The 25,910-nt window shown below is 41.5% G+C and carries 21 protein-coding genes; 19 read left to right on the forward strand and 2 right to left on the reverse strand.

Annotated elements, in window-relative coordinates:
- The first annotated feature begins 44 nt into the window (after positions 1-44).
- From HWX64_RS08820 to HWX64_RS08850, 7 genes are all read left to right on the forward strand, one after another.
- On the forward strand, positions 45-1,520 hold the full coding sequence (locus tag HWX64_RS08820; RefSeq protein ID WP_175989098.1) for an NCS1 family transporter: 1,476 nt from the start codon (positions 45-47) through the stop codon (positions 1,518-1,520).
- A 95-nt stretch (positions 1,521-1,615) separates the two neighbouring features.
- The gene (locus HWX64_RS08825; protein WP_175989099.1) at positions 1,616-1,819 is read left to right on the forward strand and encodes a hypothetical protein; all 204 of its coding nucleotides are present in this window, start codon (positions 1,616-1,618) and stop codon (positions 1,817-1,819) included.
- Positions 1,820-1,837: 18 nt separating this feature from the next.
- On the forward strand, positions 1,838-2,035 hold the full coding sequence (locus HWX64_RS08830) for a hypothetical protein (protein WP_175989100.1): 198 nt from the start codon (positions 1,838-1,840) through the stop codon (positions 2,033-2,035).
- A gap of 75 nt (positions 2,036-2,110) precedes the next feature.
- On the forward strand, positions 2,111-3,712 hold the full coding sequence (locus HWX64_RS08835) for a PucR family transcriptional regulator (protein ID WP_175989101.1): 1,602 nt from the start codon (positions 2,111-2,113) through the stop codon (positions 3,710-3,712).
- A gap of 171 nt (positions 3,713-3,883) precedes the next feature.
- Positions 3,884-5,350: a CoA-acylating methylmalonate-semialdehyde dehydrogenase gene (locus tag HWX64_RS08840; RefSeq protein WP_175989102.1), complete on the forward strand. Its 1,467-nt coding sequence runs from the start codon at positions 3,884-3,886 to the stop codon at positions 5,348-5,350.
- A 24-nt stretch (positions 5,351-5,374) separates the two neighbouring features.
- Entirely contained in the window at positions 5,375-6,724 is a 1,350-nt protein-coding gene (locus HWX64_RS08845) for an aspartate aminotransferase family protein (protein ID WP_175989103.1), read from the forward strand.
- Between the two features lie 100 nt (positions 6,725-6,824).
- On the forward strand, positions 6,825-7,193 hold the full coding sequence (locus tag HWX64_RS08850; RefSeq protein WP_175989104.1) for a glyoxalase: 369 nt from the start codon (positions 6,825-6,827) through the stop codon (positions 7,191-7,193).
- Between the two features lie 175 nt (positions 7,194-7,368).
- On the opposite strand, the gene HWX64_RS08855 is transcribed toward HWX64_RS08850, so the two are convergent.
- Positions 7,369-8,166, reverse strand: coding sequence for a VanW family protein (locus tag HWX64_RS08855; protein WP_254871070.1), 798 nt, complete (start codon positions 8,164-8,166; stop codon positions 7,369-7,371).
- A 213-nt stretch (positions 8,167-8,379) separates the two neighbouring features.
- Here HWX64_RS08855 and HWX64_RS08860 point away from each other — a divergent pair, with 213 nt between their 5' ends.
- The 10 genes from HWX64_RS08860 (at position 8,380) to spoVK (ending at position 22,418) form a co-directional block, all read left to right on the forward strand.
- A complete protein-coding gene (locus HWX64_RS08860; RefSeq protein WP_175989105.1) occupies positions 8,380-9,165 on the forward strand; it encodes a hypothetical protein in 786 nt (261 codons plus the stop codon).
- Positions 9,166-9,280: 115 nt separating this feature from the next.
- Positions 9,281-9,922 (forward strand): DedA family protein, encoded by a 642-nt coding sequence (locus HWX64_RS08865; RefSeq protein ID WP_175989106.1) that lies wholly within the window; start codon positions 9,281-9,283, stop codon positions 9,920-9,922.
- A 525-nt stretch (positions 9,923-10,447) separates the two neighbouring features.
- Complete coding sequence (gene mutS, locus HWX64_RS08870) at positions 10,448-13,075, forward strand: DNA mismatch repair protein MutS (protein ID WP_175989696.1); 2,628 nt, start codon at positions 10,448-10,450, stop codon at positions 13,073-13,075.
- Between the two features lie 13 nt (positions 13,076-13,088).
- Positions 13,089-14,975 carry a DNA mismatch repair endonuclease MutL gene (gene mutL, locus HWX64_RS08875; protein WP_175989107.1) on the forward strand — a complete coding sequence of 629 codons (1,887 nt, stop codon included), beginning with the start codon at positions 13,089-13,091 and terminating at the stop codon, positions 14,973-14,975.
- A gap of 184 nt (positions 14,976-15,159) precedes the next feature.
- The gene (locus HWX64_RS08880; RefSeq protein WP_175989108.1) at positions 15,160-16,611 is read left to right on the forward strand and encodes an FAD-binding oxidoreductase; all 1,452 of its coding nucleotides are present in this window, start codon (positions 15,160-15,162) and stop codon (positions 16,609-16,611) included.
- The gene (locus HWX64_RS08885; protein WP_175989109.1) at positions 16,608-17,183 is read left to right on the forward strand and encodes an MFS transporter; all 576 of its coding nucleotides are present in this window, start codon (positions 16,608-16,610) and stop codon (positions 17,181-17,183) included. The genes HWX64_RS08880 and HWX64_RS08885 overlap by 4 nt, the downstream gene beginning before the upstream one ends.
- A 123-nt stretch (positions 17,184-17,306) precedes the next feature.
- Positions 17,307-19,694, forward strand: a complete 2,388-nt coding sequence (locus HWX64_RS08890) for a penicillin acylase family protein (protein WP_175989110.1) — start codon at positions 17,307-17,309, stop codon at positions 19,692-19,694.
- A 159-nt stretch (positions 19,695-19,853) separates the two neighbouring features.
- The gene (gene miaA, locus HWX64_RS08895; RefSeq protein ID WP_175989111.1) at positions 19,854-20,810 is read left to right on the forward strand and encodes a tRNA (adenosine(37)-N6)-dimethylallyltransferase MiaA; all 957 of its coding nucleotides are present in this window, start codon (positions 19,854-19,856) and stop codon (positions 20,808-20,810) included.
- Positions 20,811-20,839: 29 nt separating this feature from the next.
- Positions 20,840-21,073, forward strand: a complete 234-nt coding sequence (hfq, locus tag HWX64_RS08900) for an RNA chaperone Hfq (protein ID WP_175989112.1) — start codon at positions 20,840-20,842, stop codon at positions 21,071-21,073.
- A 403-nt stretch (positions 21,074-21,476) separates the two neighbouring features.
- Positions 21,477-22,418, forward strand: coding sequence for a stage V sporulation protein K (spoVK, locus tag HWX64_RS08905; protein ID WP_175989697.1), 942 nt, complete (start codon positions 21,477-21,479; stop codon positions 22,416-22,418).
- 74 nt (positions 22,419-22,492) lie between these two features.
- Here spoVK and HWX64_RS08910 read toward each other — a convergent pair whose 3' ends face one another.
- Positions 22,493-23,101: a trimeric intracellular cation channel family protein gene (locus tag HWX64_RS08910; RefSeq protein WP_175989113.1), complete on the reverse strand. Its 609-nt coding sequence runs from the start codon at positions 23,099-23,101 to the stop codon at positions 22,493-22,495.
- Positions 23,102-23,302: 201 nt separating this feature from the next.
- Between HWX64_RS08910 and hflX the strand changes: the two genes are divergently transcribed.
- Entirely contained in the window at positions 23,303-24,559 is a 1,257-nt protein-coding gene (gene hflX, locus HWX64_RS08915) for a GTPase HflX (protein ID WP_175989698.1), read from the forward strand.
- Positions 24,559-25,839, forward strand: a complete 1,281-nt coding sequence (locus HWX64_RS08920; protein WP_175989114.1) for a methionine gamma-lyase family protein — start codon at positions 24,559-24,561, stop codon at positions 25,837-25,839. The genes hflX and HWX64_RS08920 overlap by 1 nt, the downstream gene beginning before the upstream one ends.
- The last annotated feature ends 71 nt before the right edge of the window (positions 25,840-25,910 follow it).

The following is a 25,910-nucleotide window of genomic DNA, read 5'->3' on the forward strand; positions in this document are numbered from 1 at the left end:
ATTCGTTTGGTTTTGCCATTTGAAGCACACAAAAAGGAGTGTTCATGTTGAAAACAAGCTATTTGAAGTCACCTGATTTACTGCCGGTAAAAGAGAAAGATAGAAAAATCACGAAATTAGGATATTCATTCATGTGGGTCGGTATGGTGGTCGTGCTTGCCACATTCGCCATCGGAGGAGCAGGAGTGATGTCTTTACCGCTTCCCCTTGTACTCTTGGCCACTCTCATAGGCTCTTTAGCAATTGGACTTTTTATTACCTTGACAGGTGATATTGGGGTGGAACATGGATTATCTTTTCCAGTATACATGCGGGCTCCATTCGGAACATTAGGGACTCATATTCCATCACTGGTCAGAGGGGTAGCAGCCTCTATGTGGTTTGGTATCAATACCTATTTCGGAGCCACTGCAATGAATGGAATTTTGAACCTCTTATATGGTTTTGATAACTGGTTTGTATGTTTCATGATTTTTGCTTTATTGCAATTAATCAACACAGCACTGGGGATCAAAGCGGTTGAAAGGTTTGCCGACCTTGCAGCTCCCGTCATCATTTTAATATCCGTATGGATGTATTCTTCTCTATCTGAGTCTGCAGCTGCAGAAGGGAGAGATATATGGAATTGGGTGGAAAGTCCTGTTACAGGAGGAGCGGCAGTCACAGCATTTCTCGTTGTCATTTTTAGTAATATGGGATTCTGGGCGACCTTGGCAGCCGATATCCCATCGATATCACGCTTTATGAAGGCTCCTCGAAATGAGAAGAATTGGTTTAAACGAAATAAAAGCTCTTTGATTGGAAATTTGATCACTCTCCCGATTACACAGACATTCATGGTATTAATCGGTGCTGTATCCTATATTGCAGTCTTAAATTATGATCCTGTCATTGCACTGCAGGAAGCTGCCGGAGGTTTAGTACTTGGTATTCTTTTGCTCATGATTGTCCTGGCTCAATGGTCGACAAATATTGCAGCGAATGTTGTACCGGCAGCGACTATTTTCTCTAACGTAGGCGGACCAAAATTCCCATTTTGGGCAGGCGTATTTACGGCAGGTCTCGTCGGGACTCTCGTGCAGCCGTGGAATTTATTTGGAGTCATCATTCCTGTTCTTTTGTTTATAGGAGGTATATTATCCGCAATCGTCGGAATTCTGGTTGCAGATTATTATTTAATCAGAAAGCGAAGAGTGAATGTTCCTGCTCTATATGAAGATCATGGTCAATACAAATATATGAATGGAGTTAACCTGGCCGGTTTCATCTCTTGGATTATCGGAGCGGTTGCTTCTTATTTTGTCCCTAGCTTTTCATTCCTGGTTGGCTTTGGTGCAGGAGCTGTTTGTTACTATTTCCTCGCCAAGTTTTGGTGGTTCCAAAAATATGAACAGGCGGAGTTACTCGACCCGGATGACGATAAGTATTTAGGCATTTCGGCAGGACGGGACTGGGAGATTGATCTTGAAGGTGACAGATCAATTGAAGAAGCCCCTGCTGGTACAAGTGCCACCGTTTAATTTTTGGTTCCGTTAAGGTTGTTTCTTTAAGGCTTCTATGGAACTGTATCTATAGAAACCTTGGAATATTAAGAGGCTAATGAGGGAGGTTGCTTATGTCGGAATATCAAGAATTCTTAAATGAACGGGATAAAATGGATTTTCTTATTCAAAAAGGATTCAAAATAGAAAAAGTGACAGAGAATTTAAGCGGGGCATACGTCGTTTTTAAGCATTCAGAAAATAAACGAAGTGCGACACTTCATATAAAAACAGCCAATGCAAGAAAGTACTTTTCAAACCTTTTGATCCATTCATAAGACGAAAGGGGGATATAAATGGAGAACCTGCCTGAACTGGCCAAAGATAAGATAAGTGAAATGGAGAAACTTCAATTGTTCCCGAGCAAAATGGACACATCCGAGGATCTTGTGGAATGGATGATATCCTTTCTTTCTTCACCTGAAATATCGGAAGAAGAATGGATCAAGTTCTGCCATTCAGAGGTTCACATTTTGATCCCAGCAGATGAGTAAAGGGTTGGTTATTCCAATCCTTTTTATCTATTTACGTCTACCCAATTGAACGTATTATGCCAGAAGAAGGAGAAGATGATGAAAAGTCTTTATTATCACTCGGTTCAATCGATACTTTCCAGAAGATATTTTGAACATTCAAGGGTCATAGCGGGTCACAAGGGTATTCAGCGTCAGGTGAAATGGGTTCATGTGGTTGAAGTTACCTCTATCAAGAACTTACTCAACGGTAATGAATTGATTCTTACTACAGGGTTGGCTTTAAAGGAAGAGTCTGCGTTCATTTGCTTGCTGAAACAACTTATACAAAGTGAAGCCGCAGCCTTATGTGTAGAACTTGACACGAATATCTCAACGATCCCACCATCGGTCATCCAATTGGCTGAACAACACGATTTTCCTATTATAGTATTTGATGAAGAAGTGCCGTTTGTCAGCATCACACAGGATATCCATTCCGTCCTTATCAACCAGCAATATGAAATGATGAAAAAATTAGATGATTTTGCTCAAGTGCTTAATAAGAGATTGCTGACCGTCAATCATTCTCAAGAAATACTAAAGTTATTACATAAAGAATTAGGGGTACCCGTTATTTTCCAATTGAAGGAACAAGAACCGCAGCTTCATCCCCCGATGAGGCGTTCAGAGGAATTAAAAGTGCGAAGTAAGTATGAAGAACATTTTAAGAGCCCCGGAAGTGATTTTGCTTCTGCAAAAGTCATTTTGTTTGATCAGGAATATGCAGAGCTTTTCATTTTTAGGGATGATCATCCCTTTGGTGAATATGAAACCTTGCTTTTGGACAGGACTTCCACTGCACTTGCTCAATTTTTAATGAGGGAACTCTATTTCAATGAAAAAAAGAGAATCGAAGAATCCAAGTGGATTATGTCATGGCTGAAAGGTGAGCAGTCCAGCGAAAGACTTGAGGCTTATTTAAGAGGCTTAAGAATGAATTTTCATGGAGGAGTCGTTTGTGTATTTAGTGAAATGAAAGGTCAGGAAGCTCAGGATTTTACTTATTTCAATCTAGTCGCAAGAAGTATATTCGAGCAGCAGGGGTTCCACGCACTGCCTGAGAAAGATGGAGATGATTTACTATTCATCCTTCTTGATACCAGAAAACAGATGGATTGGAAGAATCGATTGAAGACCGCGCTTGAGAAGATTCAGAGTTCGCATTTCCTATCGAAAGGAAAAGACATTGTCATTTCCATAGGTAAATATCAGGAAGAAATGATGAACATTCATCTAAGCTTCAAAACTGCAAGGGAAAGTTTGTTGTTCCGTTCGAAAGTCAGAGGGAATCACCGGTTCTTTTTCTTTGATGACTTACACCTTTATAGGCTGATTTCCATCGTAAACAATAATGTGGATCTATGGGGGATGATTGAAGAATACTTGAGTCCCATCATTTTGTATGATGCAGAAAACGAAGGAAGTTTATTATTGACTCTAAAAGTATTCTTAAGCTGTCAGGGTTCAAAACAAGAAACGGCAAAGAAATTATTTATCGTCAGGCAAACGCTGTATCATCGTCTGAAGAAAATTGAAGAATTGCTTGGTAAAGACTATATGAGTTCGGATAAAAGGTTAGCGATTGAGTTTTTATTGGCAGCTCATGATTATCTCGACCCATTAAAGGATGTAATGAGACAGTCGGCCGTAAAATGAGAGGCCGAAGTTAAAGTTTCAAAGAACGAATTGTCCAATGTACAACCCGGGTTACTTTACATTTTGTCTAATGAAAGCCCTTACTTCATCTTTCATAATGGAAGTATACACTTCAAAACGCTTATGCCTGGTGAATCTGTGCTATCCAAAAGTGCTCAAGGAGGAGTTTAAATGTCGGTCATTAAAAAAGAAGTAGCCGTTTTGAAAAATTATATCAATGGGAAATGGGTGGAATCACTAAGTTCGCAAACGATGAAGGTCTTGAATCCCGCAACAAATGAAGAGCTGGCAAACGTTCCGATTTCGACTAAAGAAGATGTCGATCGCGCGGTTCAGTCAGCTAAAGAAGCTTCGAAATCCTGGAAGAAAACACCTGTCCCGAAGAGAGCGAGAATCCTCTATAAATACCATACTCTTTTATCCGACAATCATGAAGAATTAGCCAAGCTCGTAGTGCAGGAAAACGGAAAGTCATATAAAGAAGCATATGGTGAAGTACAGCGCGGGCTTGAATGTGTGGAATTTGCATGCGGTGCCCCGACGTTGATGATGGGTGAAACACTCAGCGGCATTGCAGAAGAAATAGATTCCGAGATGTTCCGTTATCCGCTGGGAGTTGTCGCTGGAATAACACCTTTCAATTTTCCGATGATGGTGCCGCTCTGGATGTTCCCCCTTGCTGTTGCATGTGGAAATACTTTTGTGCTTAAACCATCGGAAAGAACACCGATCCTTGCTAACAAACTTGCTGAATTATTTACCCAAGCTGGAATTCCTGAAGGTGTGCTGAATGTAGTCCATGGGGCGCATGATGTGGTGAACGGGCTGATTGAACATCGTGATATTGCAGCGATATCATTTGTCGGGTCTCAGCCTGTAGCAAAATATGTTTATGAAAAATCGGCTTCTCAAGGGAAACGGGTCCAGGCTTTGTCCGGAGCGAAAAATCATCACGTGGTAATGCCTGATGCAGATATGGACAAAGCGGCGGACCACATCATCAGCTCTGCGTTTGGAAGTGCAGGACAACGGTGCATGGCCTGCAGTGCAGTCGTAGTAGTAGGAGACAACGAACCATTTGTTAATGCACTTAAAAAGAAAGCGGATGAACTTTGTATCGGAAATGGAATGGACGATGAAGTACTGCTCACGCCTGTAATCAGAAGTGAACATCGGGACCGGACTCTTAAATACATTGAAAAAGGCCTCGAGGAAGGCGCTTCCCTGATTCGTGACGGAAGAAAGGAAATGGATGATTTGAAAGAAGGAAACTTTTTGGGAGCAACGATTTTCGATCATGTGACTCCTGAGATGACCATTGCGAAAGAAGAAATGTTTGCCCCGGTGCTGAGTCTGCTGCGTGCAGAAGATTTAGATGAAGGACTTGAATATATTCGCAAATCCCGTTTTGGAAATGGGGCGACCCTCTACACAAAAGATGCTAAAGCAGTAAGAAAGTTCCGGGAAGAAGCTGATGCGGGTATGTTAGGGATCAATGTTGGTGTACCGGCTACCATGGCATTCTTTCCATTTTCAGGGTGGAAGGATTCTTTCTATGGAGACATGCATGTTAACGGAAAAGACGGAGTAAATTTCTTTACTAGGAAGAAAATGATTACCTCAAGATTCGATTTCTAGAAAAGAGAGTAGGAGGAGTTACCATTGGTGAAAACTGATCAAGATATGTGGCTGAAGCAGGATGAACAATATATATGGCATTCCATGAAGCCGTATAATCCTGCTGGGACGATGGTTGTGACCGAGTCAAAGGGTTCCTGGGTAACGGATAATGAAGGCAAGAAATATCTTGACGGAATGGCTGGATTATGGTGTGTGAACGTTGGATACGGGAGACAGGAACTGGCAGAAGCTGCATATGAGCAGCTGAAAAAAATGGCCTACTTCCCTCTCACACAAAGTCATCAGCCCGCTATTAAGCTGGCGGAAAAACTTAACGGGTTACTGGGGGATGAATATGTGATATTTTTCTCCAACAGCGGCTCGGAAGCCAATGAGACGGCATTCAAAATAGCCCGCCAATATCATCAGCAGAAGGGTGAAGGAGAACGTTACAAGATTGTTTCGAGATATAGAGCGTATCATGGAAATTCAATGGGTGCTTTGGCTGCTACAGGGCAGGCACAAAGGAAATATAAATACGAACCCTTGGCTCCTGGTTTCATCCATGTAGCTCCGCCGGACTCATACCGTGATGAAGCAGGGGGGGAATCCCCACATGAATTACCTGGTGTGAAAGCGATTGACCAGGCAATGACCTGGGAGCTCAGTGAAACCGTGGCTGCTCTGATAATGGAGCCGATCATAACGGGAGGAGGTATATTAATACCTCAGGAAGAATATATGAAAGCAGCTAAAGAAGTGTGTGAGAAACACGGGGCATTGATGATCGTCGATGAAGTGATATGCGGTTTCGGCCGCACGGGCAAGCCGTTTGGCTTCATGAATTATGACGTGAAGCCGGACATCATCACGATGGCCAAAGGAATCACATCCGCTTACCTGCCGTTATCTGCTACGGCCGTCAAGCGTGAGATATATGAAGCCTTTAAAGGATCTGAAGAATATGATTACTTCCGCCACATCAATACGTTCGGAGGGAATCCTGCAGCCTGTGCTCTCGCCTTGAAAAACCTTGAAATCATGGAAAACGAAGATCTCTTCACTAGATCTGCGGAGCTGGGAGAAACGGCACTGAATAGTCTCAAGAATCAGCTGCAGGGGCATAACCTCGTTGGTGACATACGAGGAAAAGGACTGCTGATTGGGATCGAGATGGTCAAGGATAAACAATCAAAAGAACCATTGGAAGTGGATAAAGTAAACAAGGTGATTTCATATTGCAAACAAAACGGCGTGATCATAGGAAAAAATGGGGCGACTGTCGCCGGATATAACAATGTCTTGACACTTTCACCTCCTCTGAATATCGAAGTGGAAGATCTTGAATTACTAATCTCAACAGTAATAGATGGTATTAAAAACGTGCAATAATGATTATGATAAGCTGCATACTTTGCAGCTTTTTTTTTGCACCAATATTAGAATTTTATGGTAAAATTAATCCATCAACCATTGAAAGAGGAGAGACTTGATGTCGGTATCATTTAAAGGAATTGATCATATTCAATTGGCTGCACCTGAAAATTGTGAATCAGATGCAAGGAGGTTTTATGGAGAAATAATAGGGTTGAAGGAGATTCCCAAACCTGAAAACCTGCGTGGAAGAGGAGGCTGTTGGTTCCAGTTTGGCTCACAGGAGATTCATGTAGGTATTCAGAAAGATTTTGTTCCAGCAACAAAAGCTCACCCGGGGTTGCTTGTAGAAGGGCTGGACAGCTTTCGCAGTACCTTAACTCTGAAAGGCATTGAAGTAAAAGAAGATACCCCGATTAATGGCAGAAACCGTTTTTTTGTATCAGACCCTTTTGGAAATAGAATAGAGTTTTTGGAATATCATTAATTTCACTGATCAATCACATGCATCTTCTGTAGGAGATGCATGTTTCAGTATGTCGATTTTCGAAATTCTTGAGGTAAATCCTTGGTTGAAGGTGGTACATCCCTTTTTTTAACATTGATTGTATCGGATGAATGGATTGTTACAATCAGCTGGCCCCCGTATACTTTCGAACGGATCAAGAGGGGCTGATTATAAATGTTGCGAAAACGAAATCAGGACCATACCAACTCACAGTAGCATCTCTTCCGTGAGGAACATAAGGGACCCTTTTACTATGATGAAAAAGTTCGACTATTTTAACCCCCGCAAGATCGACAGCATTGTATAGAGTGGAAGAGACCTGACAAATACCTCCCCCGATATCTTCTGAAAGCTCTCCTCTTACTATGACGGGAGCCTTTTTATAACCTTTGTCTTTTGTACGTTTACCCACGACTTTGTTAAATGAAAATACTTCACCGGGAAAGACAACTGTATTGTTGATTTCATTTGCTGCAAGTGCAATATTATGAGACCGTTCCATATTATGTCGGTTGAAATAAGTGACATATTGTCCGATTTGCTTGGTCCGGATCGAAGAAAGCAATTCACTATCCACTCTGGGATATATTACTTTTAAGGGTACTTCAATCGAAGTTGAGCCCTTAGAGAGTAAAGCTTCCAACAGCAGGTTATTGAACTTTTTTTCATGTAAAGTATATCCATTTTCATGCTGTATAATCTGATTGTTTTCATCCAAATATGAATCACGGGGCGGAACCGACACTTTCTTGTTTATGTCTTCGATGATCTTTGCACTCACTTCTGGGTTGAGAAGTGGTTCGTCAATGCCTTTATATAATAAATCGTTTTTTTGATAGGACGAAAGCTGGCTTTCTTGAAAGGTAATATCGATTTGACCGGCGGAGGTTTCTTTCATAACAGGAAATGAAAGAAGAGTGATCAAAGTTAGTTTTGTCAATAGCTGTATCAACGGTTATCATTCCCTTCCTCAGTAGTATAGGTGAGTAATTTACTTTCATGTAGAAAATGTGAAGGATAATGATTTCCAATAATTACAGCTTATTCATTTGAGGTTCATTCAGAAACTATAGAAAAAAAGGTATGGTTCATTATGTATTTTGCAAGGACCCTCATTGTTTATCTTCTTTTCCTTTTTATTATGACTGGACAAGGTGAAGCTGTAATGAAGATAGAAAATGAAAGTGCCATAAATGATCCGCGCCCCTCTTTTTCGATTGAACTTCTGCCGTGGCGTACTGTAAATGAAATGATACCGAATAAATCATTTTTCACGATCATTGACGTGGAAACAGGTCTTTATTTCAATGTGCAGCGGAGGGCAGGGAGTAAACATGCAGATGTCCAGCCCCTTACAAGAAAAGATACAAAAATCATGAAAAGTATATATGGGGGTAAATGGAGTTGGGATAGAAGAGCTATTTTGGTTCAATACAAAGACCTTTTGATCCCTGCTTCCATGAACGGAATGCCGCATGGAGCCGGAGCACTCCAAAATGGATTTCCTGGACACTTTTGTGTTCATTTTTATGGCAGTACCACACACAAAACCCCGACACCCGATTTGGCTCATAAATTGATGATTCTAAAAGCCGGTGGAGAACTTCATAGGTATTTATACAACATGGACCCGTATGAGAGCCTTCATATTATGGAAGTAGCAATCAATCAGCATGATGACAATCTTCTTTCACTTGTCTTGTCGGAAGGGAAGAAAGGTACTGCAAAAAAACTGATAAATGAGATAGAACACATCGATATTGCTGAACTTTCATTGCTCCCATCCGAGGATTTACATCCTCTTTTCGGGCTGGCCGTGAAAGCGAAGCTGAAGTGGATTTCGAATGAAAAAACGCAATTGGTAAAAAATGGTGAAGTAATCATCCGTAAAAATAGTCCTGAAGATCAATGGGCGATTGATGGTGAAATTCTCACTGATTTGGTGAAATAGTTTTCTGTCATTTACAGTTATTGTGAAAAATGTATGGAAAAAACGAAGCGGTAGAGTTTTTTCTCCAACAAACAGGGAAAAGGTTAGGTAAACAAATCGTGGAGGTTAGTAACTCATGCTGGAGTTTATTATAAATGCGATTAGAGAACTGGGGATGTGGGGACTGTTGGCCGGGAACGCAATCGAAGCTTCTTCTCTGCCTTTCCCTGGGGTATTAGTCACACTGACATATGGATATCTGCTTGACCCCTCATGGGGAAAGCTGATCAGTCTTGCTATTTTCAGCAGTCTGATTTATACCGTATTCAGTTACATTCCGTATGTGATCGGATTTAAAATAAAGCATACAATCAAAGATAAAACAAATGATAAAAACACAAGGAAAGTCGAAAAAGCCCAGAAGTGGTTCAGAAAGTATGGTGTATGGAGCATCGCTCTTTCGCGACCACTCGGGATCGGGAATTATATCTCCTACGCCTCCGGAATAAGTAAAGTAAACAAGATAAAGTTTGGCGTTCTTACGTTTATAGGAATCTTTCCAGTTACCTTTATCATGTTAATTGTCGGTAAAAATGGGCATTTAGAGTCGGTTCAGGCGTTAATGAGCAGTGTACAGAACTATATTTTCATCGGCGGGGCTGTATTACTCATCCTTTACATTGCTTACAAATTTCTATACTCGGCCAAAAAGAAGAAAGGCGGAGACTCTTCCCAAGAAAACATAACTCCTAAAACGGCAAAGCAAGGTGAGTCATAAAAGGTAAGTGGGATAATATTATTCACTCGCCGCTTCATAATCGTCCATCCTTATAAGGGTGGCGATTTTTTAGTGTGAACAGGGCATAGAGCGAAGCCCTTCCGCATTTCTTTTTGTCCAGCTCCGGCGGCTAGAGGCTCGAGGTCATAAGTCAAAAACATCAAAAAGGCAAAGAACGCCTTTCCGATGTTTTCGCCTTATGCTTGTCGCCTCTGAGCGAGCCGCCTCCGCTTTTCTTATTGTCCAGCTGCAGGGCTTAGAGGCCCATGTCATAAGCCAAATCGTCCAAGAAGGCAAAAAACGCCTTCATGGCCGATTCGTCTTATGCCACCTGCCTCTGAGCAAAGCCCTTCCGCATTTCTTATTGTCCAGCTGCAGGGCTTAGTGGCCCATGTCATAAGCCTCTCTTCAAAGCCCTTCCGCTTTTCTTTTTTCCTCAATCTGTTACGTGCTCGTTATTGAGTCATTGTGATATAATGAATAGTCGAGATTAGTAGAATTAGCATGAAAGGTTTGATTCGGACCATGACTCAATATACGCCTATGATCAGGCAATATTTACAGGTGAAGGCAGATTATCAGGATGCCTTTTTATTTTTTCGTTTGGGAGATTTTTATGAAATGTTCTTTGATGATGCGATTTCAGCATCCCAGGAACTTGAAATAACGTTAACAAGCCGCGATGGGGGCGGCGAGGAAAGAATTCCTATGTGCGGGGTCCCTTATCATTCAGCACCTAATTACATAGAACAATTGATCGACAAAGGCTACAAAGTCGCCATATGCGAACAGACAGAGGATCCGAAGCAGGCAAAGGGAGTCGTCCGAAGGGAAGTGGTGCAGCTTATCACCCCAGGGACGGTAATGGACGGAAAGGGATTGAATGATAAGGAGAACAACTATATTGCCTCCGTGACACCTTTTGACGACCTTATTTTCGGGCTCTCATATAGTGACCTCACTACCGGTGAATCTAAAGTGACCTTGGTAACGGATGGGATCCAAACATTATTAAATGAACTATCTACCATTGGGGCAAAAGAAGTTGTCCTTCCACTTGATATAGATGAGGAAATTCAAAGAAAGATCAATGAAAGAAATGAGCTTACACTTTCATTTGAAGGGGAAACAAGACTGGATGTTTCTTTCTCTCATCTTCTTGCATCCCTTGAACAGGATAAACTGAAAGAGGCAGCCGCCAGGCTCTTTCAATATTTGTTCCGTACCCAGAAAAGAAGCCTGGATCATTTGCAGAAAGTAGAGACCTATCATATCTATCAATATATGAAGATGGATTACTATTCAAAACGGAATCTCGAATTGACCGAAACGATCCGATCCAAAGGAAAAAAAGGCTCACTCCTCTGGCTTCTTGATGAAACCATGACGGCCATGGGCGCACGTCTGCTGAAACAATGGATAGATCGTCCTCTTATCCAATTAAAAGATATCCAAAAACGTCAGACTGTGGTTGAAGTCCTTTTGGAAAGGTTCTTTGAGAGACAGGACCTGAGGGAACGTCTAAAAGAAGTGTATGATTTGGAGCGGTTGGCAGGAAGGGTCGCCTTCGGGAATGTCAATGCACGTGATCTTATCCAGTTGAAAAAATCACTTCAGCAGATCCCTGTCTTAAGACACCTAGTTGAGACCATGGGAAATGAAGCAACAGATCAACTTGTCTCAGAATTGGATCCGTGTGAAGAGCTGACTGATTTATTGGAACAGGCACTGGTTGACAACCCTCCTCTTTCAATTAAAGAAGGCAGCCTCATGAGGGATGGATACCATGAAGAGCTGGATCAGTATCGAGATGCAAGTAAGAACGGAAAAAGCTGGATTGCAGAACTCGAACGAAAAGAGAGAGAGCGTACGGGAATCCGTTCATTGAAAGTCGGTTTTAATCGGGTATTCGGTTATTACATCGAAGTGACAAAAGCCAATCTTCAGCATTTAGAAGAGGGACGGTATGAAAGAAAGCAAACATTAACAAATGCGGAGCGCTTTATTACACCTGAATTAAAGGAGAAAGAATCCCTCATTCTTCAGGCTGATGAAAAATCAGTGGATTTAGAGTATGAGCTTTTTATAGGGATCCGCGAAACGGTGAAAGAGTATATTCCGCGTCTTCAGAAATTGGCCAGACTGGTAAGTGAACTTGATGTCCTTCAATGTTTTGCAACGGTAAGCGAGAAAAGGCATTACAATAAACCTTCATTTAATGATGATCGGAAAATCATTCTTAAGGATGGCCGTCACCCTGTAGTTGAAAAAGTCATGGGTGCTCAGGAATATGTGCCAAATGACTGCTATATGGATGCAGAACGGGAAATGCTGTTAATCACTGGACCTAACATGTCGGGTAAAAGTACGTATATGCGTCAAGTAGCCCTTACATCCATCCTTGCCCAAATCGGTTGTTATGTCCCTGCAGATCAAGCAGACCTGCCGATTTTTGATCAGGTATTTACCCGCATCGGTGCAGCCGATGACTTGATTTCCGGCCAGAGCACGTTTATGGTTGAAATGCTCGAGGCAAAGAATGCAATCGTCAATGCGACGCAGCAGAGTTTGATCCTATTCGATGAAATAGGCCGTGGAACTTCCACATACGACGGTATGGCTCTTGCTCAGGCGATCATTGAATATATACATGAAAATATCGGTGCAAAAACGCTGTTTTCCACGCATTATCATGAATTGACCATCCTTGAAGAAGAATTGAGAAAAGTGAAAAATGTCCATGTCAGTGCAATGGAACAGAACGGAAAACTTGTTTTCCTTCACAAAATCAAAGATGGGGCTGCCGATAAAAGTTACGGGATCCATGTAGCGGAACTTGCCGATCTCCCGCCAGCACTGATTCAGCGAGCGAACGAGATATTATCCCAGCTTGAACAAAAGGAAGACGGGTTGTCTCTATCCAAACAGGATGCGGATCTGAGAAGAGATGCAAAATCAGAAGCCGCTCCGGTTAATGATGAAATCGCTCAGTTATCCTTTTTCCAGACAGAAAAGAAGGGTTCCAATGATTTACCTGTTAAATCAAAAGAAAAGAAACTCCTGGATGAACTAAAGAAACTCGATATACTTGAAATGACCCCGTTGGATGCGATGAACACTTTATATTCAATCCAAAAAAAGTTAAAAAACTAAGGGCGGTGTAAACGTGGCGAAAATCTTTCAACTAGACGACTCGCTTTCAAACAAAATTGCCGCGGGCGAGGTTGTTGAAAGGCCCGCTTCAGTCGTAAAAGAACTCTTGGAAAATAGTATAGATGCTAATGGAAACGTAATTGAAATTCATATAGAAGAAGCGGGTCTCAACTCCATCCGCATCATTGATAATGGCGATGGCATCGAAGAAGAAGATGTTGAGACAGCTTTCAGGCGTCATGCAACGAGTAAGATAAAAGATGAAAATGATCTCTTCCGGATCCGCACATTGGGGTTTAGAGGAGAGGCACTGCCGAGTATCGCTTCAGTTTCTCATTTCACTCTGAAAACAAGTACGGGAAATGGCCCTGGTACATTCATCGAGCTCCAGGGAGGGGAGATTGTGAAACTGGAGAATACTTCTTCAAGGAAAGGAACAGATATCACAGTTTCACAGATTTTCTTTAATACTCCCGCGAGGTTAAAGTACTTAAAGACCATTCATACAGAACTTGGAAACATCAGTGACGTCGTAAACCGCATTGCGCTGGCTCATCCCGATGTGTCAATTAAACTGCTGCATAATGGCAAATCACTTCTTCATACGAATGGAAACGGTGATGTCCTTCAAGTACTGGCGGCCATCTATGGAGTGGGAATCGCAAAGAAAATGGTTCCTATTGATGTAAGTACACTTGACTTCCGTATAAATGGATATGTCTCTCTCCCTGAGGTCACCCGTGCATCAAGAAATTATATTTCCACGATGATCAATGGGAGGTTCATTAAGAATTATGCTTTGGCAAAAGCGATAGGAGAAGGGTATCATACACTGCTCCCGATTGGGAGGCACCCGATTGTTTTATTAAATATTGAAATGGACCCTGTTCTAGTAGATGTAAACGTCCATCCTTCCAAAATGGAAGTCCGTATAAGCAAGGAAAGTGAATTAAATACGCTAGTGACGGATGGGATTAAAACGATCTTTAAAAGGAAGGAACTCATTCCTTCTGGAGCTATTGTTCAGAGAGCCGCGAAACCGAAGTCTGATCAAACGTATATGGACTTGGATCACAGACCTGTACCCGAAAAGAAAGAAGCGCGCATTTCATGGCCTGTGACTGAACCAGACCATGGGATCGGGGATGTGAAAAAGAAACAAACGTATGATTCACATCAAATGGTAAATGAAGAGAAAACACCTTTACCTACTGAAACAACTGCTTTAATTAATGATACGAAAGAAACAATGCACGTTGAATCTGAAATGATTCAAACAAAAGAGGTCGAGCTGAATGAAGCAGCTAATGAATCATTCAGGGTTCCCCCTCTTTATCCTGTGGGACAGATGCACGGCACATATATTTTTGCTCAAAATGACCAAGGACTGTATATCATTGATCAACATGCTGCACAGGAACGCATCAAATATGAATATTTCAAAGAAAAAGTCGGTCAGGTGGCCAAGGAGCTTCAAGAGCTGCTCGTACCGATGACATTGGAGTATTCCACTGATGAGTATATAAAAATAAATGAAAACCGATCAGCACTTGAAGAAGTGGGGGTCTTCCTTGAAGAGTTCGGCCATAACAGCTTCATTGTACGTTCCCATCCCCAATGGTTTCCTCAAGGGGAAGAAAAAGAAACCATCGAAGATATGATTCAGCAGGTGTTAAAAATGAATCGGGTGGATATCAGGAGGCTGCGGGAGGAAGCAGCAATCATGATGAGCTGCAAAGGCTCTATTAAGGCCAATCATTATCTCAGGAATGATGAGATTCTTGCATTGTTAGATGAATTGAGGAGGACGACCGATCCTTTCACATGTCCACACGGACGCCCTATCATCATTCATTACTCCACATATGAAATGGAAAAAATGTTCAAGCGAATAATGTAAAACAACGCAGGAAGCCTGGTAAACCCGGGCTTCTTTTTTATTCGTATATTTATTTTCAATAATACTGTTATGTTAACTTTTGAAAAATGGTACCTATATTATGTTGGATATTTATATTTAGTGTTGAATTATTTCAACTTTAGTGTAAAATTACACTAAAAGGAACATACTGGGGGAGTTGGGAATGTTTTTAAATTCTATAAAGAAAAAGAGTATCTTTATCATTCTTATTCTATTACTTGCTTACTCTTCAGCTTTTACATTAATTGCGTCAAACAAAAAAGAAGAAAATGTCATATCAGACGTGGGGCGTTTAATGCCGACTAAAATCAAGAAAGTGATAAAAGGCAAGGAAGAAAACAGTATGATTGAAACAATCACAGATGCGAATGAAAATGATCTAAAGATATCGGTTGCGGGCAAACGGCACAGCCAAGGGGGACATACGTATTATCAAGATGGCGTTGTGTTGGATATGACGGATTATAATGAAATTCTACATGTCGATCCCGGGAAAAAGACGATACATGTACAAAGCGGGGCGACTTGGGATGATATTCAACGGGCAGTGAATCCGTATGGTTTAGCGGTGAAAGTGATGCAATCACAAAATATATTCACAATAGGAGGTTCTCTCTCTGTAAATGTCCATGGAAGGGATATTAGAAACGGATCATTAATCGAGACAGTCAACTGGTTCAGATTATTGAAACCGGATGGGACGATTATAAAGGTTTCCAGGACTGAAAACAGTGAATATTTCCCTTTGGTGATAGGGGGATATGGCTTATTCGGGGTCATCCTTGATTGTGAACTTCAATTAACGGAAGATGAATTATATACGATGAGAACGGAAGAAATATCATACGAAGAGTATACGGAATATTTTAAAGAAAATGTACTGGCTGAAGATAAAGTGAAAATGCATTTAGGGAGAATCTCGACAGCCCCTCATTCCTTTTTGGAAGAGATGTATGTAACAGACTATTATTCAAGTGAAAATCAAAAAGAATACAGTGTGTACAGTGAACTTAAAGAGGAGAGGTTCACTTTTTTAACTAAGTTCCTGCTCGGGTTATCCCGGGATTTCAATTGGGGGAAGGATGCATTCTGGGACATGCAGAAAGCATTCTTTCTCAAGCGCAATGAGAAATTGGTGACGAGAAACAACGTCATGCGTTCAGAATCGGAATTCCTTGAATATGAAGCAAAGAATAATACTGATATTCTACAGGAATATTTTGTCCCTGTGGATGAATATGAAGATTATATCAACGACTTAAGGACCTACCTTCAAAAAAGGGATTTAAATTTGTTGAACATTACTGTCCGGTATGTTGAGCGTAACAATGAGGCAGTCATGTCTTTCGCTAAAGAGGATATGTTTGCACTGGTGCTCCTCATTAATCAAGGAATGAATGAAGAAGATATGGCAGAGACAGAAGAAACAGTGAGGGGGATGATCGACATTACTTTAGAGCATGGTGGCAGTTATTATTTGCCCTATTATGAGTATCCGACAATAGATCAGATGAAAGAGGCCTACCCGAATAGTGAGGAATTCTTTCAACAGAAAAGAAAACTGGACCCCGACGAACGCTTCATGAATCAATTTTATGAGAAGTATGGCTTATGAGATGGTTCATATTATCCCAAAGTTTCGCCATGACTGCAGCTAGTGTATCGTTTCCGTTCTATTTGCTCTTCATACAGAATATTGGCCGGTCATTTTCTTCCTTTGGATTTGCATACGGGTTATTCACGCTGAGTGCAGCACTCAGTCACCGCTTGATCGGGAAGTTGGCGGATCAATCAGGCGGTTTGAGACTATTGATCTTTTATGCTGTTGGAATGAGCTTTCTCTTCCTCCTCATACCTTCTGTGACATCTATAGAGACAGTTTATTTCATCCAAATCATCCTCGGTATTCTGGGAGCCGTCCAAAAGACGAGTGAAAAGCTGGTCCTCAGTGATATTCCGCATGCCGGCAGCAGGGGCAAGATGATCGGAAACTATCATTTTTGGACTTCCCTGAGCTCTAGTTTTGCTGTCATGGGGACCGGTCTATTTTTGAATTACTTTACCATCCATTATATTTTTTATGGGTGCTCCATGTTTTTTCTGATAAGTGGAATAAGTCTCATCTTTGGTCATGAAGAACGTATACAAACCAATAAACTGCCAACAAAAAAAACGAAAGGGGGCTGAATCTCTTTCGTTTTTTATAACTCTTCCATTTTTTGAAATTAAGAAGGATATCGTAAATAAAAAGCTAATATTAAATAAAGGATACATTTCTGAATTTTCAATAAAATACACAGGGGGAGTAAGATGAATGGGGGAATAGAGCTTCAACCGTTAAAAAAGAAAAAACGGATAGCTATTTTATTTTGGACGCTCGGGATATTGGTGTTTCTTGCGGGAGGGGGAATCATTGGGGTTAACTTCTATGTGGAGAGGTCATTACCCTTGACTTCCGGAACGATAGCTTTAAACGGATTGTCTCAAGATGTGGAGGTTATCAGGGACGAACAAGGTGTACCTCATATATCGGCAGAAACAGAAAAGGACTTGTTCATTGCCCAGGGATATGTTCAGGCTCAAGACCGATTATTCCAAATGGATTTAAGCAGAAGGCAGGCTTCGGGACAATTAAGTGAAATCATAGGGAAAAAAACCGTTGAAAGGGACAAATTCTTTCGGACTTTAGGGCTCAAGAGGGCTGCGGAAGTATCCTATACAGCCTATCCCGATGAAGCGAAACAGATCCTGGAATGGTATGCAGAAGGCGTCAATGCGTACATGAAGGAAGCAGAAGAAGAGGGCCGGCTGCCGGTCGAATTCACTCTCTTGGGATACAAGCCAAAAAAATGGACGCCAATCGATTCATTGACCATCGGAAAATATATGGCATTCGATTTAGGCGGGCATTGGCATGGACAGGCATTCAGGTATTGGGCGCTGAAGAACCTCTCTGAGGACAAGGCATTTGACCTGTTCCCGTCATATCCGGAAGGTGCACCTGAAATCCTCTCCTCCATCAAGGAGCTTTCAATCGATATAGAAGACTCTTTTGCCGGAGCGGTCATTCCACCGGAATTTAACGGCAGCAACAATTGGGTGGTTAGCGGGGAGAAAACGGCAAGCGGAAAGCCTTTATTGGCTGATGATCCGCATTTATCTCTCGGTACGCCTTCCATTTGGTATCAGATGCATTTAAAAGCCCCCGAAATGAATGTAAGTGGAGTCATCTTCGCTGGAATTCCGGGAATCATCTTAGGTCATAATGAAAAAATCGCTTGGGGAGTAACAAATACAGGTCCGGACGTTCAAGATTTATATATAGAAAAAAAACATGAACAAGATTCAACACTTTTTCTATATGATGATCGGTGGGAAGAAGCGACCGTTATTCAGGAACCGATCACTGTAAAGGGGGAGGAAGTGATTCCTTATGAAGTGGTCATCACCAGACATGGCCCTGTTATTTCAGATTTTGCCCATCAAACGGATAAGGAACATGCGCTCTCACTCAGGTGGACCGCTTTAGATCCAGGTCTCGAACTGCAGGCGATCATAAATATTAATAAAGCAAATAATTGGGAAGAATTCGAGAAGGCACTGGAGGATTTTCATACACCTACTCAAAACTTTGTCTTTGCCGCAAAGGATGGAACGATTGCATATAAAGCGAATGGGAAAATACCAATTCGTAATAAAGGAGACGGATTGATACCGGCTCCAGGGTGGGATCCGGATTATGAATGGAAAGGATTTGTGCCATTTGATGAACTGCCTTCGATTGTCAACCCCGAAAAAGGGTTTATAGCTACCGCGAACAATAAAGTCATTGATGACAGTTATCCCTATCATATCAGTCATCACTGGGCTCAACCTTACAGGTACATGAGAATTGCTCAGTATTTGGAACAAAAGGAAGACTTAACGATACAGGATATGAAAAATCTTCAAATGGACCAAATTAATTTGCACGCTGCAGAGTTTGTACCGATTTTATTAAGGGATATAAAAGATAAAGATTTGACGTCAGGCCAAAGCCAAGCTGTTAAAGTGCTTGAAGAGTGGGACTATAAAGATGATAAATCCGAAGCAGCACCGTTGTTGTTTCACACTTGGATGAACACGTTATCAATGGATATGTTTGAAAAAGAAATACCAAAGGAAATGATGGATCTTTTTGAAGGGCGTCAAAGTATAGTAGATGAAATGCTGAGAAAAGCTCATGAAGGGGAAGTATCCTCATGGTTTGAACCATTTGGCGGATATCAATCGTATCTGCAGAAATCATTGGATGCTGCCATAAGTGAAATTGGGGAACGGTATGGTTCTTCCATGGAACAATGGAAATGGGGCGATTACCACAAGGTTTATTTTGAGCATCCCATGTCAAGTGCCTCTCCGCTTTTAGAACGGTTCTTCAATAGTAAAGATCCGGTTCCCGTCGGCGGAAGCAGGGTCACTGTCCAGGCAGCGAGTTATAATCAAGATGGGGTCGTCAACCATGGTGCCTCATGGAGATTTGTTGTAGACACTGCAAACCTTACAGAAGGATATCATATTGTGGGACCTGGGCTGGCCGGCCACTTCAAGAGTGAATGGTACGATAATCAAATTGATGCGTGGGTACAGGGGGAGTATCATAAAACGTCATTGACTGATGTAAACAGTGAAAATAAATTAGTGTTGAAAGCTGAATGAATGGGGGTCTGATATCCTTCTTGGAATGAAGGATATCAGACTATTTTAATTGAACATGATTAAAAATATTGAAAAAGGTTATACTTACAAGATGTGATTTTTAAGACTATTATGGTACGATAATGTGTAAGGAAGATTTACATAGAAAGCAGTGAAAGTATGGCTCATGCTACCAAACAAAAATTGATCGTACTCATCGGTCCGACTGCTGTTGGAAAAACCAAAACAAGCATTCATCTTGCCAATACGTTCAATGCAGAAATCATAAGCGGGGATTCTATGCAAATTTATAAAGGCATGGATATCGGTACTGCTAAAATAACAGAAAAAGAGATGGCAGGGGTTCCGCATCATTTAATTGATATTAGAGACCCCATGGAACCGTTTTCTGCTGCAGAATTCCAACAGCTTGTCAGAGGTAAAATATCGGAGATTCATTCTCGTGGGAAAATGCCCATGATTGTAGGGGGTACAGGGTTATATATACAATCTGTCATTTTCGATTATCAGTTTACGGAGGCACCGGGAGATGCTGAGTATCGTTTTAGTCTCGAAAAAGAAGTGAAGGAAAACGGTATTGCACCCTTGTATGATGACTTGCGACGCATTGATCCGGAAGCTGCAAGAAATATCCACCCTAACAATACACGGAGGGTCATCCGCGCTTTGGAGATTTACCATTGTACCGGTAAGACGATGACCGATTATCAGGTAGGTCAATCTCATGAATTGCTTTATGACACAGCGTTGATTGGTTTGAACATGGACAGGGAAAAGCTTTATGACCGCATAAACAGGAGAGTCGATCTCATGCTCGATGAAGGACTCCTGGAAGAAGTTAAAACTCTTTTTGATCTTGGAGTGCGGGAGGTTCAATCCGTTCAAGCTATCGGGTATAAAGAGATATATGAATACTTGGAAGGAAATATAAGCCTGGAGCGGGCAATCGAGGATCTTAAGCAGAATTCCAGGAGATATGCAAAAAGGCAGTTAACGTGGTTTCGCAATAAGATGGATGTAAACTGGTTTGATGTGACCGATGAAAATCATCATCAAAAAATTATCAAGGAGATTTCCGAATTTATTGCAGGAAAGCTTAAACTAAAGTCGAATTAGTAAGTAGAGATAGAGGAGGAGGACTAAACATGAAACAATCCATTAATATTCAAGATCAATTTCTCAACCAATTGCGTAAAGACAATTCACTTTGTACGGTATTCCTTTTGAATGGCTTCCAAATCCGCGGTCATGTCAAGGGGTTTGATAATTTTACCGTTCTATTTGAATGTGAAGGGAAACAGCAGCTTGTTTATAAGCATGCGATTTCAACATTCGCTCCTCAGCGAAATGTTCAAATAAATTTTGAAGATAGTAATTAAACGTTTAGTTCTGGTTCTAACTGATTAAACCTGACAGAGCTGCCTGATGTGATTCGGGCAGCTTTTTTATTTTTGGGATGAAAATCATACATTTAATTAATGAAAAGAGTAATGTTTGAATAGAATGATATGAGAATCCATCTGGTTGTTTCCCCTTTCACTACCATAATAAGGGGAAGGCGGGTTCGATTCTTGTTCGATGGTAATAATGTTCAGATTTCTGTATATTTCTCGGGAAAGCGCAAGATATGACACAATTCTGCGTTTTTTTCATTTACTTTTCTTTCATGGATGTCGGTATGTCGAAATAGAGAAGAGGATAAATAGGCGTTTGTCACCCAAAAGGCCTCAAAGAGTATACTGTCTGTAGAATGGTGAGGTGAAATTTTTGGAACAACAACCAATGAGAATGAAAAATAATGGACAAATAAGTATTGTGCTTAATTCACAGAAACGTAATTCAGTACGGGATACACTTAAGCCCGATACCCTGCCCCAATCATTTCCTCAAGAGCATGTGGCATTAAAGGAGATCGAAGAAGAGTTAGGGTCTCTTGTCGGAATGGAAGAAATGAAAAAGATGGTGAAAGAAATTTATGCATGGATATATGTGAATAAAAAGCGTGAAGCAATGGGGTTGAAAGCAGGTAAGCAAGCTCTTCATATGATGTTTAAAGGGAATCCGGGTACAGGGAAGACGACTGTAGCAAGAATAATCGGCAAATTATTTTTAAAGATGAATGTGTTATCAAAAGGTCATTTAATCGAAGCTGAGAGGGCAGACTTGGTCGGGGAGTACATCGGTCATACTGCCCAAAAAACAAGGGACTTGATCAAAAAATCATTAGGCGGGATCTTATTCATCGATGAAGCGTATTCCTTGGGAAGAGGGGGAGAAAAGGATTTCGGGAAGGAAGCGATCGATACCCTTGTTAAACATATGGAAGACAAACAACATGAGTTCATCCTCATACTTGCGGGTTATTCAAAGGAAATGGATCATTTCCTCACGTTAAACCCGGGGCTTCAGTCCAGGTTTCCGCTGGTGTTTCATTTTCCAGATTATTCCGTAGATCAATTGATGGAAATCGGAAAGCGGATGCTTGACGAAAAGCAATACTTATTAAGTTCAGATGCCGAAAGGAAGATCCGTGAGCATTTGCACTCAGCAAAAAATTCACTGTCACCCATGGCATTTTCAAATGGGAGATACGTTAGAAACATATTGGAAAAATCGATCCGCGCCCAAGCGATGAGACTTCTCTTGGAGAATTGTTACAGCAGGAATGATTTAATCACCATCAGAAGCAATGATCTGATTTTTACTAAAAGTACTGCAGATTAATAATGATTGATAGGTGTAATCCTATGAAAACATAAAAAAAGCATTCATATAAATGAATGCTTTTTTATGTTGAATCACCCATGTGCCCGGAGACTTCTATTGGGTAATCGCCATTTATACAAGTATGACAGGACACGCAGCGCTGTCGTCAGAATGAATAAAGTGTAGAGTTCAAATGAAGAACTTGCAATCCCGAGACCAACAGCTGCACCGCACAATACCGCCCAGACAGCATATATTTCAGAACGTAGAACAAGGGGCTTTCTCCCGGCTAGAAGATCACGGATGATACCTCCGCCGCTTCCAGTCAGAACGGCCGCCACAATGACTGCTGATAGTGGATGACTCATTTCAGACGCATATAAGGCACCCTGAATTGCAAAAGCAGAAAGGCCTACGGCATCAAAAAAGTTTCCCCAGCGCCTCCAATGTTTTAACAGGTTATTCGGAAATATAAAAACAGCCGTTATGGCTAGAAGGGCAATTTGAAACAGCATCCCCTGTTCCCATAAAGCGGAAACCGGAACACCGATAAGTAAATTCCTGATGGCCCCACCGCCAAAAGCAGTGACGATCCCCAGTATATATACACCTAGAATGTCATATTCTTCTTCCATGGCTATGATGGCACCAGATACAGCAAATGCAATGGTTCCGATGATACTCAAAACTTCCCAGGTCATACTCAAGCCTCCTAACCCTATACGTAATCTATGTAGACAAATTACTAATCTCTTTAATTCAAACATACTGATTTTATCATGAAAAAATTCATTTGTAACCATTTTTCATGACTTTAAACATAGTGTTTGTGAATTACTTTTGATAAGATGGGATTTATACAACAATACGAATCGAAAGAAGGGTGCTTATTGAAAAAAGATATGAAGGAAAAAATCCTGTTAGTCGGTTGTCAGCTGGAAGAAGATGACCTCCGCTTTCAATATAGCATGAAAGAGCTTGAAGAGTTGACTGAGACGGCTCAGGGGGAAGTGCTGGCGGTATTATCTCAAAAAAGGGACCGGATTCATCCGAGTACATATATAGGAAAAGGAAAGGTAGAGGAGCTTTCGGCTCTGGAAGATCAGTTTGAGCCTGACATCATCATTTTCAATGATGAGCTTTCCCCCAGTCAGATACGAAATCTGTCAAAAGAGCTGGATGCACGGGTCATTGACCGGACTCAGCTTATTTTGGATATATTCGCTCAGCGGGCCAGGTCACGTGAAGGGAAGCTGCAGGTAGAATTAGCTCAGCTTCAGTACCTGCTTCCACGCTTAATCGGACAAGGTACTTCCCTTTCAAGGCTGGGTGGGGGAATCGGTACAAGAGGACCCGGTGAAACCAAGCTCGAAAGCGACAGAAGACATATCCACCGCAGAATCGATGACATCAAAAAGCAGCTTCAAACGATTGTGGAGCATCGGGAAAGATATCGTGAAAGAAGAAAGAAAAATAAAGCCTTTCAAGCAGCCCTCGTCGGGTACACGAATGCAGGTAAGTCCACCTTATTCAACCGCCTTTCGGTAGCTGATTCGTATGAAGAGGACCAGCTCTTTGCCACATTGGATCCGATGACAAGGAAAATGGTGTTACCCAGCGGCTATTATACCTTACTGACGGATACTGTGGGATTCATACAAGATCTGCCTACCTCCCTCATAGCAGCCTTTCGCTCCACTCTTGAAGAAGTGAAAGAAGCTGATCTCCTTCTACATGTAGTGGATAGTTCGAATCCCGATTACCATCAGCATGAAGAAACCGTACTATCGCTCCTTAAGGACCTTGGAATGGAAGGTTTGCCCGTGCTGACGGTTTACAATAAGCGGGATATAAGTCATCCTGAGTTTGTGCCGGTGAGTGGTGCAGGTCAGATCATGGTCAGCGCCATAGATAGTGAAGACCGTAAACAGCTGTTATTAAAGGTTGAAGAGATGGTTAAGAATCAAATGGATCCTTATCACGTAATGATACCTGCAAGTGAAGGGAAGGTTCTCTCGCAGCTTAAGAATGAAACAATTTTAAAAAAACTCGAATTCCTGGAGGAATCCCAATCGTACGAAATAGTCGGGTATCATCTTGAAGATCACCAAATAAGAGGAAGCATCAAGAAATTTCAAAAGCAGAAGGGAAGCAAGTAATGTTTGAACAATTAGTGCATGGAGAGGTTTTAAAACCTCTGGTAAATAAAGTGGAAACCTCAATTCATTCAATACATAAAGGGATTGATGAACGTGCTGAGATGAATCAGTTCAAAGTACTCAGATCGTTTCAAAAGCACAAAGTAAGTGACTCGCACTTCATCCCGTCTACCGGCTACGGGTATGACGATATAGGCCGGGACACGCTTGAAAGTATCTACGCAGATGTCTTCGGCGGTGAAGCCGGATTGGTCAGGTCTCAAATCATTTCAGGGACACATGCCATTTCCATTGCATTATTTGGTGTGTTAAGACCTGGTGATGAATTAGTGTATATTACCGGTAAACCTTATGATACCCTGGAAGAAATAGTAGGAATACGAGGGGAAGGTACCGGTTCTTTGAAGGATTTTGGCATTTCGTACGACTGTGTGGAACTGAATGATTCTGGAAAAGTGGACTTTGTAAATGTCCAGAAAACCATTTCCTCAAAAACTAAAATGGTAGGGATTCAACGTTCTAAAGGATATGCCAACCGTCCTTCTTTTACAATTGAAGAAATAGAAGAAATGATTCGCTTTGTCAAAGAAATCAACCCCGAAATCGTAGTGTTTGTAGATAATTGTTACGGTGAATTTGTAGAGGGGTTTGAGCCATGTCATGTCGGGGCTGATCTCATGGCCGGGTCTTTAATCAAAAACCCGGGTGGCGGCCTGGCCAAGACAGGTGGTTATATTGTAGGGAAAAAAGATATGGTGGAAGCTTGTTCATACAGAATGACCTCCCCTGGCATCGGATCTGAAGCGGGGGCTTCCCTCTATAGTCTTCAGGAGATGTACCAAGGCTTTTTCCTTGCACCACATGTAGTCGCACAATCCTTGAAAGGAGCTGTATTCACTTCTGCCATGCTGACAGAGTTCGGAATGAATACCAATCCTGCCCCTGGTGACAAACGTACAGACCTTATACAATCCGTGCAATTTGACGACAAAGAAAAGATGATTTCTTTTTGCCAGGCCATTCAATTTGCTTCTCCGATCAATTCGCATTTTACGCCGTATCCGAATTATATGCCCGGATATGAAGATGATGTCATCATGGCTGCGGGGACTTTCATCCAGGGTTCAAGTATAGAATTATCTGCAGACGGACCGATCAGACCACCCTATACCGCATATGTACAAGGTGGACTGACCTATTCACATGTGAAAATAGCCGTATGTTCGGCCTTGGATAATTTAATGGAAAAAGGTTTAATAACCATTCATAACGGATATTAAAGTATTAATTGGATAGTCTAAAATCGACTATCCTTTTCTTTTGAGTTTCCATGTAAGAATTTCTAACATTT

It is taken from the genome of Bacillus sp. Marseille-Q1617 (assembly GCF_903645295.1).
Lineage (GTDB): Bacteria > Bacillota > Bacilli > Bacillales > Bacillaceae_B > Rossellomorea.